This is a genomic window from Streptomyces sp. NBC_01381 (genome assembly GCF_026340305.1).
GTDB lineage: Bacteria > Actinomycetota > Actinomycetes > Streptomycetales > Streptomycetaceae > Streptomyces.
The window spans coordinates 1,029,007-1,045,854 of the sequence record NZ_JAPEPI010000002.1; the positions used below are offsets into that span (position 1 = coordinate 1,029,007).

The following is a 16,848-nucleotide window of genomic DNA, read 5'->3' on the forward strand; positions in this document are numbered from 1 at the left end:
GGCATGGGAACTAAGACAGAGGACGAGACCGCGGCCGAGGCGGCCGCAAAGCCGGAGGCCGACGAGGCCGTGGACGCCGTCAAGGTGGAGAAGAGCACCGCGTCCGAGGAGGCCGGTGAGGTCGTCGACGACGCCGATGACGCCGATGAGCTCGACATGGCCGACGAGGCCGACGAGGCCGCTCCGGCCAAATCCAGTGGCGTCTTCACGGGTGCCGCGGCCGTCGTCTCCGCCGCTCTCGGTGTGATCGGCCTGTCCGGCGGCTGGCTCGGCACGGTCGCCGCGGCCCGCTCGAACATCGTGGGGCAGCTCGAGACCAAGCAGTCGGCGAGCGTCGCCGACCAGATCCAGGCCCTGTACGGCGACTCCTGGCAGGTCACGGCGCTGATCGCCGGAGCCTTCGCGCTCGCCGCGCTGGTCGTCGGGTTCGTCGTCCTGGTCAGGCCCGCGTTCGGCGCGCCCGACCAGGAGCAGGCACCGTGGATCAAGTCGGTGGCCTGGGCGGGAGTCACCCTCGGCGTCATCGGCCTGCTGCTGGCCATAGCCAAGTACTCGGACCTGATCTACGGGCTGCCGTCGGCGAGTTGACGGTAGTGGGGGGCCTTAGGGGGTGGGGAGCCCTAAGGCCCCCTCCCACCTCCTAAGGCCCCCCACCCCCTCAAGATGCGGCACTCTCCCGATGTGCCGACCCTGCCTGGCAGACGAAAGTAAGGGCATCGCAGAGAGCGAAGCCGGTTACCGGAAGTCAGTCAGGGAGTCGACATGTTCGAGTACGAGATGCACCAGCTGCGCGCCGCGGACCTCACCCGTGAGGCCGACCGCCGCCGCCTCCTCCGCGTGGCCCGCGAGGCCAAGGCGGACCGCGCCGAGCGCCGCTCGGTACGCCACGAAAGCGAGGGGCGGGTGAGTACGGGCCTGCGGCGGGCCCGATTCACGCGGGCCGCGTGATGAGCACGGGGGCATCTGCCCAGGGCAGAGGGATATCCCCTGCCAGGTCGGCCGCCTCCTGTGCGATGCTCACGCCTGTGGAGACCAGGTCCGTAAGCCCCGTGTTCGTCGGCCGCTCCGACGAACTGGGCGTTCTGAACGACGCACTCGCCCGTGCCAAGGGGAGCACCCCCGGCACGGGCGAGCCGCAGGCGTTGCTGCTCGGCGGCGAGGCGGGCGTCGGCAAGACGCGCCTCATCGAGGAGTTCACCGCGGCGGCATGCGCGCAGGGCGCCGTCGTCGCGATCGGCGGCTGCGTCGAGATCGGCGCGGACGGACTGCCGTTCGCCCCCTTCTCCAGCGCCCTGCGCTCCCTGCGCCGCGAGCTCCCCGAAGAGTTCGACGCCGCGGCCGCCGACCAGGAGGGCGAGCTGGCCCGACTGCTCCCGGAGCTGGGGGAGGCCCCGCAGCGCCGCCGCGGCACCGACGCCCAGCACGACGAGGAGGGCATGGCCCGGCTCTTCGAGTTGACCGCCCGCCTCCTGGAGCGCCTGGCAGCCGACCGCCCGGTCGTCCTCCTCCTGGAAGACCTGCACTGGGCCGACGCCTCGACCCGCCACCTCCTCGCCTACCTCTTCCGCACACTGCGCAGCGGCAGCCTCGTCGTCGTCGCGACCTACCGCGCCGACGACATACACCGCCGCCATCCGCTGCGCCCGCTGCTCGCCGAACTCGACCGCCTTCGCACCGTGCGCCGTATCGAGCTGGCCCGCTTCAGCAAGAAGGAGGTCGCCCGCCAGATGGCGGGGATCCTCAGCGCCGAGCCCGAACAGTCCCTGGTGGACGACATCTTCGACCGCTCGGACGGCAACGCCTTCTTCGTCGAGGAACTCGCCGTCGCCTCGCACGGCAGCAGCTGCGCGAGCCTCACCGACTCCCTGCGCGATCTCCTTCTCGTACGCGTCGAGGAACTGCCCGAGGACACCCAGCGGGTGGCGAGGATCGTCGCCGAGGGCGGCTCGACCGTCGAGTACCCGCTGCTCGCGGCGGTCGCGGAGCTCGCCGAGGACGACCTGATCGAGGCGCTGCGGGCCGCCGTCGGCGCCAACATCCTGCTGCCTTCGCCGGACGGCGACGGCTACCGCTTCCGGCACTCCCTGGTCCGCGAGGCCGTCGGCGACGATCTGCTGCCCGGCGAGCGCTCCCGGATCAGCCGCCGCTTCGCCACCGCCCTCGAAGCCGACCCCTCGCTCGTCGCCGCCGACCAGCGCGCCACCCGCCTCGCCAGCTACTGGTACCACGCGCACGACGCGGCGAAGGCGCTCCCCGCCGTGCTTCGCGCCTCCGTCGAGGCCCGCCGCCGCTATGCGTACTCCGAGCAACTGCGCCTCCTCGAACGGGCGATGGAGCTGTGGGACGACGCCCCCGAAGACGTACGCCTCGAACTGCGCCCCCTCGACTACGCCGAGGTCTACCCGGCCTGCGGCTGCGATCCCGCCACCACCCCGCTGCGCTATCTCGACCTCATGGCGGAGGCCGCCGTCGCCGGCCGTCTGTGCGGTGAGCGCGAACGCGCCCTGAAGATCACCAAGCGGGCGCTGCGGCTCCTGGAGGGGGAGTCCGACCCCCTGCGCTCCGCCTGGTTCTGGATCCAGCGCTCCCGGCTCACCTCCACCCTCGGCCGCGGCGACGGCTGGGCGGAGATCGCCACCGCCCAGGAGCTGGTGCGCGGCCTGCCCCCGTCGGAGGTGCACGCCGAGGTGCTCACCAACGTCGCCTCCTGGGGCATGCTCCACGACCCCGGCGAGGAGACCCTGGCGGCGGCCCAACGAGCCGTGGAATACGCCCGGATGGTCAAGGCCGAGGAGATCGAACTCAACGCCCGGCTCATCCTCGGCGGCCTCCTGGTCGACGCGGGCGACGTCGAGGAGGGGTTCGCCGAGATGTACGCGGTAAGGCGGCGCTGCATGGAGCCCCCGGCCCTCGTCTCCCGGGTCCCGCACATCCATGTCAACATGCCGTCCGTCCTCGAAGGCGCGGGCCGCTCCCTGGAGTCCCTGGAGATCGGCGACCAGGGCATCGCCCTCTGCCGGAAGTACGGACTCACCGACACCGAGAGCTGGGTCCAGGTCAACAAGGCGGAATCCCTTGTCTCACTGGGCCGTTGGGGCGAAGCCGTGGACGCCGCCGATGCGGCCCGCCGCGGCGCGCTCAGCGTGAAGCCGCGGGGCGGCGCCGCCCTCCAGCACGCCGTCATGGCCCTGGCCCGCGGCGATCGGCCCGAAGCCATCGCCCAACTGGCCACCGCCCGGGGCCACTACGGCACCCACGACCGCATGCCGCAGTACTCCCTGCCCATGTCCACCGTCGCCGTCGGCATCGCGGCGGTCGACCCCGACCCCGCCTCGGGCATCACCGCCGCCCGTACGGAGCTGGAACAGGCCATCGCCACCGGCTTCCCGCCCGGCACCCAGCGCTACGCCTGGCCACTGCTGCTCGCCGCCACCACCGCCGAGGCCGACACCCGAGGCCTGCCCGCCGCCGAGCCCGGCCGCGCCGAGGCCATCGAACGCATCCGCCTGGCCGCCAGAAACCTCCCCGCACCCATGCCCGTCTGGGCCGCCTACGAGCAGTGGGTACGGGCCGAACTCCTGCGCGCCGAGGACCGCGACACCCCCGCCGACTGGTCCGCCACGGTCACCGCTCTCGAACCCCTCGACCGCCCCTACGACCTCGCCCGTGCCCGTCACCGCCTCGCCGAGTCCCTCCTCGCCACCTCCTCCGCCAGGGGCGCGGGAGCCACCGGCGCAGACGCCGACCGCGAGCGCGCCGCCGGGCTGCTGCGACAGGCCCGCGAGGTCGCCGAACGCCTGGCCGCCCACCCCCTCGCCGAGGCCGTCACCGGGCTCGCCCAGCGCGCCCGCCTGCCCCTGAGCCCCGACAGCGCCGCGGCGAGCACACGCACCCCCCTCACCCCTGTCGACCCCGCCGAGGCCCTCGGCCTGACCAGCCGCGAGCGCGACGTCCTGCGCCGCGTCGCCGCGGGCCGCAGCAACCGCCAGATCGCCGAGGAGCTCTTCATCTCCCCGAAGACCGCGAGCGTCCACGTCTCCAACATTCTCGCCAAGCTGGGCGTCGCGGGCCGCGGCGAGGCAGCGGCCCTGGCCCACCGCCTGCGCCTCTTCCCACCGGCTGACGAGCGGGCCGCCGGCTAGCTGACCTGCCCCTTCTCCCGCCCCGGCCGGTTTCCGGCGGCCTCGCTTACGCTTGACTGCAGGATCTCGGCTCCAGGGAGGCGCAGTGTTCAACGCGATCGAGGCACTGTTCGCACCAGGGCGCAAGCACACCGACGACGAGCAGAAGCGCCTGGAGATGACCCGCGTCGACCTCAACGACGGCGACCCGGGGCGAGGGCCGATAGACCTGACGTCGGGCAAGGTGGTCGTACGCCCACCCGTGCCCTCGCCGCGTGCGGACGAGACTGCCGGCCCTGACGGGACGCCGGGCCCTGGCGAGACCCCCGGCCCTGAGGAGACGGCGCCCTCCGGCGAACCGGGCAGCTGAGCTACTTCACCTCCACCTCCAGGATCTTGTCGTCCCCCTTCTCCGGCGTCCCCCGTGAGTCCGTCTCGTTGGTGAGCAGCCACAGCTTGTCGCCGCCCGCCGCGAGCACCGTGCGCAGCCGGCCGTGCTCACCCTTCAGGAAGGACTGGGGCTCCACCGTCCCCTCCACGCCGAGCACCGGGATCCGCCAGAGCCGCTCGCCGCGCAGGCCCGCCATCCAGATCGAGCCCTCGGCGTAGGCGATGCCGCTCGGGGAGGCCTCGGAGGTCTTCCACTGGGCCACCGGGTCGTGGAAGCCGTCGCCTTCGTCGCCGTCCGCCTTGCCCTCGACCTTGGGCCAGCCGTAGTTGTCACCGGCCTTGATCTCGTTCAGCTCGTCCCAGGTGTTCTGGCCGAACTCCGCGGCCCAGAGCCGCTTCTCCTCGTCCCAGGCCAGACCCTGCACATTGCGGTGGCCGTACGAGTACACCGGGGAGTCGTCGAAGGGATTGCCGGGGGCCGGGTCGCCGTCCGGCGTCAGGCGGAGGATCTTGCCGCCCAGCGACTTCTTGTCCTGGGCCAGATCGGTGTCGCCGGTCTCGCCCGTGCCCGCGTAGAGCATCTTGTCCGGGCCGAAGGCGATCCTGCCGCCGTTGTGGATCATGCCCTTGGGGATGCCCTTGAAGACCGTGTCGGGAGCGCCGAGCTGCTCCCCGGACGGCTTCTTCTCGTCGTACAGCATGCGGGCGATGCGGTTGTCGGACTCCGTGGTGAAGTACGCGTACACCATGTGGTCCGACGCGTACGAAGGAGAGAGTGCGAGGCCCATCAGGCCGCCCTCGCCGCCGGGGGCGACGCCGGGCACCTCGCCAAGCTCGGTCTTCTTGCCCGTCTTCCCGTCGATGCGGGTGATCGTCCCCTCGTCGCGCGAGGACACCAGGAGGTCTCCGCCGGGGAGGGCCGCCAGGCCCCACGGCGACTTCAGGTTCTCCGTGAGCGTCTTGGTGACTTTCGCCGCTCCCTTCTCCGGAGGGGCGTCGGCGCGCGGCTTCCCGGTCGGGGTCCCGCTCGACTTCGCGGGGCTCGACTCGGCGCTCTTGCCTTCGCCAGGCGCATCACCGCCGGACGAGCATCCCGCCGCGAACACAAGGGCGGCAGCGGCCAATACGGCGGTCACAGCAGGTCGTTGCACGATCAGGTTCCCTTCGACGCGGCGCTTCTACTGTTCATACACCGCTCGGCCCTCGCAGGTTCCCACCTCGCCCGCACGAGATCGCGGACGCCCGGCCCGCCGGATCAGCGGACGCCCGCCCCGACGCCCGCCCGCACCGGACCAGACGCCGACCTCAGTCCCACGACCCGAGCGCCGCGGGCAGCGCCGCGATCTCCGCCAGGTCCGCCGCGGTCAGCCGCACCGCTGCCGCCCCCGCGTTCTGCACCGCCCAGCGCTCCCGCTTGGCCCCCGGAATCGGCACCACGTGCGGCCCCTGCGCGAGCACCCACGCCAGCGCCACCTGCGCCGGCGTCGCCCCGTGCCGCTCGGCCACCCGGCGCAGGCCCACCACCAGCGGCTGATTGGCCGCCATCATCTCCGCGGTGAAACGGGGATGCCGGGCCCGCAGATCGTCCGGCTCGAAGCCCTGCCCCGGCGTCAGCGTCCCGGTGAGGAAGCCGTTCCCCAGCGGCATCGCCGCCAGGAAGCCGATCCCTCGCGCACCGCACCACGGCAGCAGGGTCTGCAGCGCCTCCTGCGACCACACCGAGAGCTCGGCCTCCACCGCGCCGACGGGGAAGACCTGCTGGATCCGTTCGAGCTGGCGGATCGTTCCCTCGTGCAGCCCGCGGCCCTCGCGCCGCGATGCCCGGGCGCCCAGCGCACACAGCCCGAGGGCCCGCACCTTGCCCGCCGCGACGAGCTCCGCCATCGCGCCCCACGTCTCCTCGATGGGCACCTCGGGGTCGGCGCGGTGCAGCTGGTACAGGTCGATGGTCTCGGTCTGCAGCCGCCGCAAGGAAGCGTCGCAGGCCCGCTTCACATAGCCGGGGCGGCCGTTGGCGACGATGTGCTGCTCGCCCACCAGGAGCCCGCACTTGGTCGAGACGAAGGCCTCGGCACGGCGCCCCTTGAGCGCACGCCCCACCAGGTGCTCATTGGTGAACGGCCCGTACATGTCCGCCGTGTCCAGCAGCGTCGAGCCCTGGTCGAGTGCCGCGTGCACGGTGCGCAGCGACTCCTCGCCCCGCTGCCGCGAGCCCGTGTAGGCCCAGCTCATCGGCATGCAGCCGAGTCCGATCGCGCCCACCTCGAGCGCTGCGGCGCCGATCGTCCTGCGGTCCACCTGGCCGTGCCCCCCACCTCTGTCCTAGCGGCCACCAACGTAACCTCTGCGGCCCTGGACGCGGCGTCCGGCCTGTGCGCATTAGCCTCCTGACCATGACGACAGATGTATGGCTCCCCTACCCCGCCGACGAGATCGCGGGACTGCCGGGCGCGTCCGACTCCGGGCTCAACTACCGCTTCTGGGACGGCGGCCCGGAGTTTCCCGCGGATCCGGCCGACTGCGTCTTCTACGTGGTGCCTTACATGAAGGCCACCGAGATCGCCGTGCGCCCGCTGCCCGCGATGACGTCCCTGCGTGCCGTGCAGACGCTCACCGCGGGCATCGACCACGTGGAGCCCGGGCTCAAGTTCCTCGCGCCCGGCGTGCGGTTGTGCAATGCCAAGGGTGTCCATGAGGCCAGCACGGCGGAGCTCGCGCTCGCCCTGACCCTCGCCTCCCTTCGGGGCATCCCCGGATTCGTGGAGGGGCAGCGGCAGGAGGAGTGGCGCTCCGGGTTCTATCCGGCGCTTGCCGACAAGTCCGTGCTGATCGTGGGATACGGATCGATCGGTTCCGCCATCGAGGACCGGCTCGCCCCCTTCGAGTGCGCGCGGGTGGCGCGCGTCGCGCGCTCCGCCCGTGCCACGGAGCGCGGCCCCGTGCACCCGCTCGCCGACCTGCCGTCGCTGCTGCCCGAAGCCGACGTCGTCGTTGTCTCCACGCCCCTCACCGACACCTCCCGTGGCCTGGTGAACGCCGACTTTCTGGCCCACATGAAGGACGGCGCACTCCTGGTGAACGTCGCCCGCGGCCCCGTCGTCGACACCAAGGCGCTCCTCGCCGAACTGGAGAGCGGCCGCATCACCGCCGCCCTCGACGTGACCGACCCGGAACCGCTGCCCGCGGGCCATCCCCTGTGGCACGCTCCTGGAGTGCTCATCAGCCCGCACGTGGGCGGATCGACCTCCGCCTTCGAGCCCCGCGCCAAGCGCCTGCTCGCCGCGCAGCTGACCCGGTACGTGTCCGGGGAACCTCTCGACAACGTCGTACTGACAACCCAGTAAAGGGCGTTGACGAACCCTTCGAGCACGCTCCGCACCCATGTGCGTGCGCCCCGTGTTCACATAGCCGGTGACAGTCACTGAGCGTAGAGAGACTATGTCCCTGAGTGACGAGACTGGTGTATCGTCCCGACAGGGGATGCGCCGTGGACCGTTCGGCGCCGGGGACGAGACATCAGACTGTGAGGGGGGCGACGGGCGATGCACGGTCAATGGGCGAACGATCCGACGCGGCGAGGCCGCCGGCGGCGACTCTCACGCGCACCGGCTCGCATGCGGACGCGCTGCCGCCACACACACCACGACCCGCGGTCCCGCACCCACGGCAGGGGGACGGACACGGCGGAGGCGGCGCGGACCAGGGCGGCCCGGTGAGCACCCGCCCGTCCCCCGCCACCCTCCTGGAGGCCGCCGCAGGCGTGGCGACGGCGCCGCTGCCGCCCGGAGCGCCGCTGACCCGCCGCCCCGTACCCGGTCCCGGCTCGGGCCTGGTCTCGCAGATCGTGCTGCTCGTGGTCTGCGGCGGGTACGCGACGGGGGCCGCGATCGGCTGGGGTTCGAGCCGAGTCGCCCTGATCATGGGCGACTTCGGACTGAGCGTCGCCGCCGCGACCGCCGCGGTCTCCTGCTTCCGCTACTCCCGCACCCGGCGCAGCCGCTTTCGACCCGCGTGGCTGCTGTTCGCGCTCTCCTCCGCGATGGCGGCCCTGGGCAACGCCGTGTGGGGCTGGTACGAGGTCGTCCTCGAGGAGCCCGTGCCGAGTCCGGGCCTCGCGGATCTCTTCTTCCTCTGCTTCGCGCCGCCCGCCATCATCGGCCTGCTCGTGCTGGCCAAGCGCCCGGTGACCAAGGCCGGTTGGGGCTGCCTCGCGCTCGACTCCTGGCTCATCGGCGGCTCACTGCTCACGCTCTCCTGGAGCCTGGCGCTCGCGCACACCGCAGAGTTCGAGGGTCAGAGCGTCGCGCACGCCGCCCTCTCGCTCGCCTATCCGCTGCTCGACATCGCGCTGGTCAGCATGGTTCTCGCGCTGCACTTCAGGCGATCGTCCACCAACCGCACGGCGGTGAACACGGCGATCGGCGCCCTCGCGCTGACCGTCATGTGCGACGCGATGTTCACCTCGCCGCTGCTGCACGCCAGTTACCGCTCGGGGCAGATGCTCGACGCCGGCTGGTTCGCGGGATCACTGCTCCTGGCGTACGCACCCTGGGCGACGCCCCGGAACCGGCACGGGGACGACGGGCACCACGCGCGCGTGGAGTGCGACAGCGCCCCGAAGGCGCCGCGGGCCGCCGTCACGCGTCCCATCGCCGGATCGCTGGCCGCGCTCACGCCGTATCTGGCAGCCGCCGTCTGCACGTTGGGGATTCTCTACAACGTGCTCAGCGGCCGCAGCGTCGACGAGGTGGTGCTCTTCACCGCGGGCACGGTCGTCCTCGCCCTCGTCGTCCGCCAGGGCATCATGCTCCTCGACAACATCACCCTCACCCAGGAACTGGCCCAGAAGGAGAACCACTTCCGCTCCCTGGTGCAGGGTTCGAGCGACGTCATCATGATCGCCGCTCCGAACGGCATACTCCGCTACGTCAGCCCGGCCGCCGCGGGGGTCTACGGCCGGGAGGCCGATGAGCTCGTCGGCTCCGAACTCGCCTCGCTCATGCACCCCGAGGACCTGGGCCGTGTGGTCCACGAGGTCCGCAGATTCCTCGCCGCGAACCCCCTCGAAGAGCCCACGACCCGCATCGAGTGCCGCTTCAAGTCCGGCGACGGCGACTGGCTGAACGTGGAGTCCACGGTCAACCGCCACCAGGGCGGGCTCATCTTCAACAGCCGGGACGTCACCGAACGGGTGCGCCTCCAGGCGCAGTTGCAGCACAACGCCGAGCACGATCCGCTGACCGACCTGCCCAACCGTGCCCTGTTCACCCGGCGCGTGGGCCAGGCGCTGACCGGCCGCAGAGTGACCGACCGCGGTACGGCCGTGCTCTTCATCGACCTGGACGGCTTCAAGGCGGTCAACGACACCATCGGCCACCAGGCAGGCGACGAACTGCTCATCCAGGCGGCCCGCCGCCTTCATGAGGCCGTCAGGTCGGGCGACTGCGCGGCCCGGCTCGGCGGCGACGAATTCGCCGCGCTGATCGTCGGCGACGGCACGCGCGACCAGGCCGCACGCGAGCAGCACATCTACGAACTCGCCGACCGCCTCAGAATCACCCTCTCCCAGCCCTACGCCATCGACGGAAACGACGTGCGGGTGGCGGCGTCCATCGGCGTCGCCTTCGCCGAACCAGGCATCGGAGCGGGCGAGTTGCTGCGCAACGCCGACCTCGCGATGTACCGCGCCAAGGCCGCCGGCAAGGGCCGCGTCGAGCTGTACGCACCGCAGATGCAGGCCGATGTCGTACGCAAGGCGGAGCTCGCCACGCGGCTGCGCACAGCCCTGCATGACGGTGAGTTCGCGCTGCTCCACCAGCCCGTGGTGTCCCTGGACGACGGGCGCATCACCTGCGTCGCCGCCCAGGCCCGCTGGCGCTCGGCGCAGGGCATCCTCTTCACGCCCGCCGAGTTCCTGCGCGTGGCCGACACCTCGGACTCCCAGGAGGGCGCCCGCACCGCCGAGCTGGGCCGCTGGATGCTCGAGGAGGCCGTCGAGCAGGCCGCCGAGCGGGGCCACACGGGCCACGCGACGCCCATCGCCGTCCGGATGAGCGCGCGCCGTCTGCTCGACCGCTCGATGCCGCTCGGCTCCATCGAGGCGCTCCTGACCCGGCACGGCCTGCCCTCCGGGGCGCTGATCATCGAGCTCGCCGACAGCGACCCCCGGGTGCCGCTCGACGAGCTGGAGCGGCGGCTGACCACGCTGCGCAGGCTCGGCGTACGCATCGCCCTGGACGGCTTCGGCAACGGCTATGCCGCGATCACGGCACTGCGCAGGCTCCCCGTGGACGTACTGAAACTGGACCGCAGTCTCATCGAGGGTGTCGTCGAGTCCGCGCGGCTGCACAAGATCACATCCGGACTGCTCCGCATCGCGAGCGACCTGGGTCTGCTCTCCGTGGCCGACGGCGTCGATCTGCCGGAGCAGGTCACCGCCCTGCGCGCGATGGGCTGCACACATGGACAGGGCATGGCGTTCTCGGGCCCCCTCGACGAGTATCGGCTGCGCCGCGCGCTGTCCCTCGGGCGGTATCCGGTGCCGCACGGGCCGGTCGAGCCGGTCCTCGCGGGCGGCCCTTCGGGCGTCTTCGGAGGAGGTGCCGAGTCCTACGCCCGCTCACATAATGAGACCCCCGTCCCACCTACTTGACAGGCGCAGCGTGCCGGGGAGAGGGTCAGTGCCATGCGCACCCGAATTCTCGTACTTGGAAAGCGCGTCGGCTGAAGCTGGGACTCACCGGTCCGAACACCGGAATCCCTGCTACCGCTCCCGACGCGCTCCCCTCGCCTGCCTCACGGCACGAGGGGTTTTTTGTTGCACTGGCACCCGCCAAACCACCGCAAACACCCCGCAAAAACCCTCAGCTTCGAGAAGAGAATGCCGATGACCGAGCAGGCCACCGGGGCCCACCATCCGCAGCCGCGGCCCCGTTCCGGAGGACAGCAGTCCGCCCCCGTCGAGCACGTCACGGGTGCGCAGTCCCTCATTCGTTCTCTCGAGGAGGTCGGGGCCGACACGGTATTCGGCATCCCCGGCGGCGCCATCCTTCCCGCGTACGACCCGATGATGGACTCCACCCGCGTCCGTCACGTCCTGGTCCGCCACGAGCAGGGCGCCGGCCACGCGGCCACCGGTTACGCGCAGGCCACCGGCAAGGTCGGGGTGTGCATGGCGACGAGCGGCCCCGGTGCCACCAACCTCGTCACCCCGATCGCCGACGCCCACATGGACTCCGTGCCCATGGTCGCGATCACCGGCCAGGTCGCCTCCAAGGCGATCGGCACGGACGCCTTCCAGGAGGCGGACATCGTCGGCATCACGATGCCGATCACCAAGCACAACTTCCTGGTCACCAAGGCCGAGGACATCCCGCGCACCATCGCCGAGGCCTTCCACATCGCCTCGACGGGGCGTCCGGGCCCGGTCCTGGTGGACATCGCGAAGGACGCGCTGCAGGCGCAGACGACCTTCTCCTGGCCGCCGCAGCAGGACCTGCCCGGCTACCGCCCGGTGACCAAGCCGCACGCCAAGCAGATCCGCGAGGCCGCGAAGCTGATCACCGCGGCCAAGCGCCCGGTCCTGTACGTCGGCGGCGGCGTCATCAAGGCACACGCCACCGCCGAGCTGAAGGTCCTGGCAGAGCTCACCGGAGCGCCCGTCACCACCACCCTGATGGCGCTCGGCGCATTCCCCGACAGCCACCCGCTGCACGTGGGAATGCCGGGCATGCATGGTGCGGTCACCGCCGTCACCGCGCTGCAGAAGGCCGACCTGATCGTCGCCCTCGGAGCCCGTTTCGACGACCGTGTCACCGGCAAGCTGGACAGCTTCGCGCCGTACGCGAAGATCGTCCACGCCGACATCGACCCGGCCGAGATCGGCAAGAACCGCGCCGCGGACGTGCCGATCGTCGGGGATGCCCGCGAGGTCATCGCCGATCTGATCCAGGCCGTCCAGGCCGAGCACACCGCGGGCCAGAAGGGCGACTACACCGCCTGGTGGAAGGACCTCAGCCGCTGGCGCGAGACCTACCCCCTGGGCTACGACCAGCCCGATGACGGTTCGCTCTCCCCGCAGCAGGTCATCGAGCGCGTCGGCAAGCTCGCCCCCGAGGGGACGATCTTCGCGGCGGGCGTGGGCCAGCACCAGATGTGGGCCGCCCACTTCATCGACTACGAGCAGCCCGCCACCTGGCTCAACTCCGGCGGCGCCGGAACGATGGGCTACGCGGTCCCGGCCGCGATGGGCGCCAAGGCCGGTCAGCCCGACCGCACGGTCTGGGCGATCGACGGCGACGGCTGCTTCCAGATGACCAACCAGGAGCTCACCACCTGCGCCCTGAACAACATCCCGATCAAGGTCGCCATCATCAACAACGGCGCCCTGGGGATGGTCCGCCAGTGGCAGACGCTGTTCTACAACCAGCGCTACTCCAACACCGTGCTGCACAGCGGCCCCGAGGACATCGGCCCCAACAAGGGCACCCGCGTCCCGGACTTCGTGAAGCTGTCGGAGGCCATGGGCTGTGTGGCCCTGCGCTGTGAGCGTCCGGAAGACCTGGACAAGGTCATCGCGGAGGCCAACGCCATCAACGACCGCCCCGTCGTGGTCGACTTCATCGTCCACGAGGACGCCCAGGTCTGGCCGATGGTCGCCGCCGGCACCTCGAACGACGAGGTCATGGCCGCCCGCGGGGTCCGCCCCGACTTCGGCGACAACGAAGACGACTGAGACCGAGAGCGAAAGAGAGACCCAGAGTCATGTCCACCAAGCACACGCTCTCCGTCCTGGTCGAGAACAAGCCCGGTGTCCTCGCCCGGATCACCGCCCTGTTCTCCCGCCGCGGCTTCAACATCGACTCCCTGGCCGTGGGCGTCACCGAGCACCCCGACATCTCCCGCATCACCATCGTGGTGAATGTCGAGGACCTGCCGCTCGAACAGGTCACCAAGCAGCTCAACAAGCTCGTCAACGTCCTGAAGATCGTCGAACTCGAGCCGGGCTCGGCCGTCCAGCGCGAGCTGGTGCTCGCCAAGGTCCGCGCCGACAACGAGACGCGCTCGCAGATCGTCGAGATCGTCCAGCTTTTCCGCGCCAAGACCGTGGACGTCTCGCCCGAGGCGGTCACCATCGAGGCCACAGGATCCAGCGACAAGCTGGAGGCGATGCTCAAGATGCTGGAGCCCTTCGGCATCAAGGAGCTCGTCCAGTCCGGCACCATCGCGATCGGCCGCGGCTCCCGCTCCATCACGGACCGCAGCCTGCGGGCGCTCGACCGGTCGGCCTGAACCCGACTGAACCAGTCAACGGGCCCGCCCGCATAGCGAGACCTGAAAACTTTCCTCCCCCCACCCGCCGTACGGTGGGTCGCAACACCAGCACACATAGGAGAATCCCAGTGGCCGAGCTGTTCTACGACGACGACGCCGACCTGTCCATCATCCAGGGCCGCAAGGTCGCGGTCATCGGATACGGCAGCCAGGGCCACGCCCACGCGCTGTCGCTCCGTGACTCGGGTGTCGACGTCCGTGTCGGTCTGCACGAGGGCTCCAAGTCCAAGGCCAAGGCCGAGGAGCAGGGCCTGCGCGTGGTGACGCCCGCCGAGGCCGCCGCCGAGGCCGACGTCATCATGATCCTGGTCCCGGACCCGATCCAGGCCCAGGTCTACGAGGAGTCCATCAAGGACAACCTCAAGGCCGGCGACGCGCTGTTCTTCGGCCACGGCCTGAACATCCGCTTCGGCTTCATCAAGGCCCCCGAGGGCGTCGACGTCTGCATGGTCGCCCCGAAGGGTCCGGGCCACCTGGTCCGTCGTCAGTACGAGGAAGGCCGCGGCGTTCCGTGCATCGCGGCCGTCGAGCAGGACGCGACCGGCAGCGGCTTCGCGCTGGCCCTCTCGTACGCCAAGGGCATCGGCGGCACGCGTGCGGGCGTCATCAAGACGACCTTCACCGAGGAGACCGAGACCGACCTGTTCGGTGAGCAGGCCGTGCTCTGCGGCGGCACCGCCGCCCTGGTCAAGGCGGGCTTCGAGACGCTGACCGAGGCCGGCTACCAGCCGGAGATCGCGTACTTCGAGTGCCTCCACGAGCTGAAGCTCATCGTCGACCTCATGTACGAGGGCGGCCTGGAGAAGATGCGCTGGTCGGTCTCCGAGACCGCCGAGTGGGGCGACTACATCACCGGCCCGCGGATCATCACGGACGCCACCAAGGCCGAGATGAAGAAGGTCCTCGCGGAGATCCAGGACGGCACGTTCGCCAAGAACTGGATGGACGAGTACCACGGTGGTCTGAAGAAGTACAACGAGTACAAGACCCAGGACGAGAACCACCTCCTGGAGACCACCGGCAAGGAGCTCCGCAAGCTCATGAGCTGGGTCAACGACGACGACGCGTAAGTCGTAGGCAAGGGCCGGGGCGATCGCCCCGGCCCTTGTCCGCTGTGTTGTCCACTGTGTCCAGCCACGGACGAGTGATCCTTCCGCGGAGGCGTAAGAAGTCCTCCGTAGCGCCACTACACTTCTTTCAACATTCGCGTCAGGCCCACAGCGTCGTGCGTCTTCCACGCGGCTAGCACCCTCCACCGCCTGCGGCCGTCGGGACGGCCGTCCGCATTGGACTTGTGAGGACTCACGTGAGCACTGCTGCCAACACCAAACCGGTCGTACTCATCGCTGAAGAGCTGTCGCCCGCCACTGTCGACGCCTTGGGCCCGGACTTCGAGATCCGTCAGTGCAACGGCGCGGACCGCGCCGAGCTGCTGCCCGCGATCGCCGATGTCGACGCGATCCTGGTCCGCTCCGCGACCAAGGTCGACGCCGAGGCCATCGCCGCCGCCAAGAAGCTGAAGGTCGTCGCCCGCGCGGGCGTGGGCCTGGACAACGTGGACGTGTCGGCCGCCACCAAGGCCGGCGTCATGGTGGTGAACGCGCCCACCTCGAACATCGTCACCGCGGCCGAGCTCGCCTGTGGCCTGCTCATCGCCACCGCGCGCAACATCCCCCAGGGCAGCCAGGCGCTCAAGGCCGGCGAGTGGAAGCGCTCGAAGTACACGGGTGTCGAGCTCGCAGAGAAGACCCTCGGTGTCGTGGGCCTCGGCCGCATCGGTGCTCTCGTCGCCCAGCGCATGAGCGCCTTCGGCATGAAGGTCGTCGCGTACGACCCGTATGTGCAGCCCGCGCGCGCCGCGCAGATGGGCGTCAAGGTCCTCACCCTCGACGAGCTGCTCGAGGTCTCCGACTTCATCACCGTGCACCTGCCCAAGACCCCCGAGACGGTCGGTCTGATCGGCGACGAGGCCCTGCACAAGGTGAAGCCCGCCGTCCGCATCGTGAACGCCGCGCGCGGCGGGATCGTCGACGAGGAGGCGCTGTACTCGGCGCTGAAGGAGGGCCGCGTCGCCGGCGCCGGTCTGGACGTGTACGCGAAGGAGCCCTGCACGGACTCCCCGCTGTTCCAGTTCGACCAGGTCGTCTGCACGCCGCACCTCGGTGCCTCGACGGACGAGGCGCAGGAGAAGGCCGGTATCGCCGTCGCCAGGTCGGTGCGCCTCGCCCTCGCGGGCGAGCTGGTCCCGGACGCCGTGAACGTCCAGGGCGGTGTCATCGCCGAGGACGTGCGTCCCGGTCTGCCGCTCGCCGAGAAGCTCGGCCGGATCTTCACCGCCCTCGCGAGCGAGGTCGCCGCGCGGCTCGACGTCGAGGTGTACGGCGAGATCACCCAGCACGACGTGAAGGTGCTCGAACTGTCCGCGCTGAAGGGCGTGTTCGAGGACGTCGTCGACGAGACCGTGTCGTACGTCAACGCGCCGCTCTTCGCCCAGGAGCGCGGCGTCGAGGTCCGCCTCACCACGAGCTCCGAGTCGCCGGACCACCGCAACGTGGTCACGGTCCGCGGCACGCTGACCGGCGGCGAGGAGATCTCGGTCTCCGGCACGCTGGCCGGGCCCAAGCACCTGCAGAAGATCGTCGGCATCGGCGAGTACGACGTGGACCTGGCGCTCGCCGAGCACATGGTCGTGCTGCGGTACGCGGACCGTCCCGGTGTCGTCGGCACGGTCGGCCGTGTCATCGGCGAGGCGGGGATCAACATCGCGGGCATGCAGGTCGCTCGTGCTGACGTGGGTGGGGAGGCGCTGGCCGTCCTCACGGTGGACGACACCGTGCCGCAGCCCGTCCTGAACGAGCTGAGCGCTGAGATCGGTGCCACTTCGGCGCGGTCCGTGAACCTGACGGACTAGGGCTCCGGAGCCTCGGGCGCCGCCGTCATCACCGGCTTCGCCGAGTTCGTCCTCAAACTCCCCCAAGCTCTTAAAGAGCAGGGGGGACCCCCT

12 protein-coding genes are annotated in these 16,848 nt (G+C 70.7%); 10 read left to right on the forward strand and 2 right to left on the reverse strand.

Translation table 11 applies throughout. The annotated features are described in order from the left end of the window. Positions 1-3: 3 nt before the first annotated feature. The 4 genes from OG453_RS26420 (at position 4) to OG453_RS26435 (ending at position 4,491) form a co-directional block, all read left to right on the forward strand. Positions 4-588 carry a hypothetical protein gene (locus OG453_RS26420; RefSeq protein ID WP_266870999.1) on the forward strand — a complete coding sequence of 195 codons (585 nt, stop codon included), beginning with the start codon at positions 4-6 and terminating at the stop codon, positions 586-588. 174 nt (positions 589-762) lie between these two features. Next, a complete protein-coding gene (locus tag OG453_RS26425) occupies positions 763-948 on the forward strand; it encodes a hypothetical protein (RefSeq protein WP_266871000.1) in 186 nt (61 codons plus the stop codon). A gap of 65 nt (positions 949-1,013) precedes the next feature. Beyond that, positions 1,014-4,142, forward strand: coding sequence for a helix-turn-helix transcriptional regulator (locus OG453_RS26430; protein ID WP_266871001.1), 3,129 nt, complete (start codon positions 1,014-1,016; stop codon positions 4,140-4,142). Between the two features lie 85 nt (positions 4,143-4,227). Beyond that, positions 4,228-4,491: a DUF6191 domain-containing protein gene (locus OG453_RS26435; protein ID WP_266871002.1), complete on the forward strand. Its 264-nt coding sequence runs from the start codon at positions 4,228-4,230 to the stop codon at positions 4,489-4,491. A gap of 1 nt (position 4,492) precedes the next feature. Here the strand turns inward: OG453_RS26435 and OG453_RS26440 are convergent, their stop codons facing one another. Both OG453_RS26440 and OG453_RS26445 read right to left on the reverse strand, forming a co-directional pair. Further along, positions 4,493-5,668 carry a sorbosone dehydrogenase family protein gene (locus OG453_RS26440; protein ID WP_266873139.1) on the reverse strand — a complete coding sequence of 392 codons (1,176 nt, stop codon included), beginning with the start codon at positions 5,666-5,668 and terminating at the stop codon, positions 4,493-4,495. 148 nt (positions 5,669-5,816) lie between these two features. Then, a complete protein-coding gene (locus tag OG453_RS26445; protein WP_266871004.1) occupies positions 5,817-6,809 on the reverse strand; it encodes an aldo/keto reductase in 993 nt (330 codons plus the stop codon). Between the two features lie 95 nt (positions 6,810-6,904). On the opposite strand from OG453_RS26445, the gene OG453_RS26450 reads away from it, so the two are divergent. The 6 genes from OG453_RS26450 to serA all read left to right on the forward strand — a co-directional run bounded on the left by OG453_RS26450 (position 6,905) and on the right by serA (position 16,755). Then, positions 6,905-7,855 carry a 2-hydroxyacid dehydrogenase gene (locus tag OG453_RS26450; RefSeq protein WP_266871005.1) on the forward strand — a complete coding sequence of 317 codons (951 nt, stop codon included), beginning with the start codon at positions 6,905-6,907 and terminating at the stop codon, positions 7,853-7,855. Positions 7,856-8,223: 368 nt separating this feature from the next. After that, positions 8,224-11,163 carry a bifunctional diguanylate cyclase/phosphodiesterase gene (locus OG453_RS26455; RefSeq protein WP_266871006.1) on the forward strand — a complete coding sequence of 980 codons (2,940 nt, stop codon included), beginning with the start codon at positions 8,224-8,226 and terminating at the stop codon, positions 11,161-11,163. Between the two features lie 234 nt (positions 11,164-11,397). Next, positions 11,398-13,245, forward strand: coding sequence for an acetolactate synthase large subunit (locus OG453_RS26460; protein WP_266871007.1), 1,848 nt, complete (start codon positions 11,398-11,400; stop codon positions 13,243-13,245). A 29-nt stretch (positions 13,246-13,274) separates the two neighbouring features. After that, entirely contained in the window at positions 13,275-13,802 is a 528-nt protein-coding gene (gene ilvN, locus OG453_RS26465) for an acetolactate synthase small subunit (RefSeq protein WP_266871008.1), read from the forward strand. A gap of 110 nt (positions 13,803-13,912) precedes the next feature. Beyond that, positions 13,913-14,914, forward strand: a complete 1,002-nt coding sequence (ilvC, locus tag OG453_RS26470) for a ketol-acid reductoisomerase (RefSeq protein WP_266871009.1) — start codon at positions 13,913-13,915, stop codon at positions 14,912-14,914. Positions 14,915-15,150: 236 nt separating this feature from the next. Then, on the forward strand, positions 15,151-16,755 hold the full coding sequence (gene serA / locus OG453_RS26475) for a phosphoglycerate dehydrogenase (RefSeq protein ID WP_266871010.1): 1,605 nt from the start codon (positions 15,151-15,153) through the stop codon (positions 16,753-16,755). Positions 16,756-16,848: the final 93 nt, after the last annotated feature.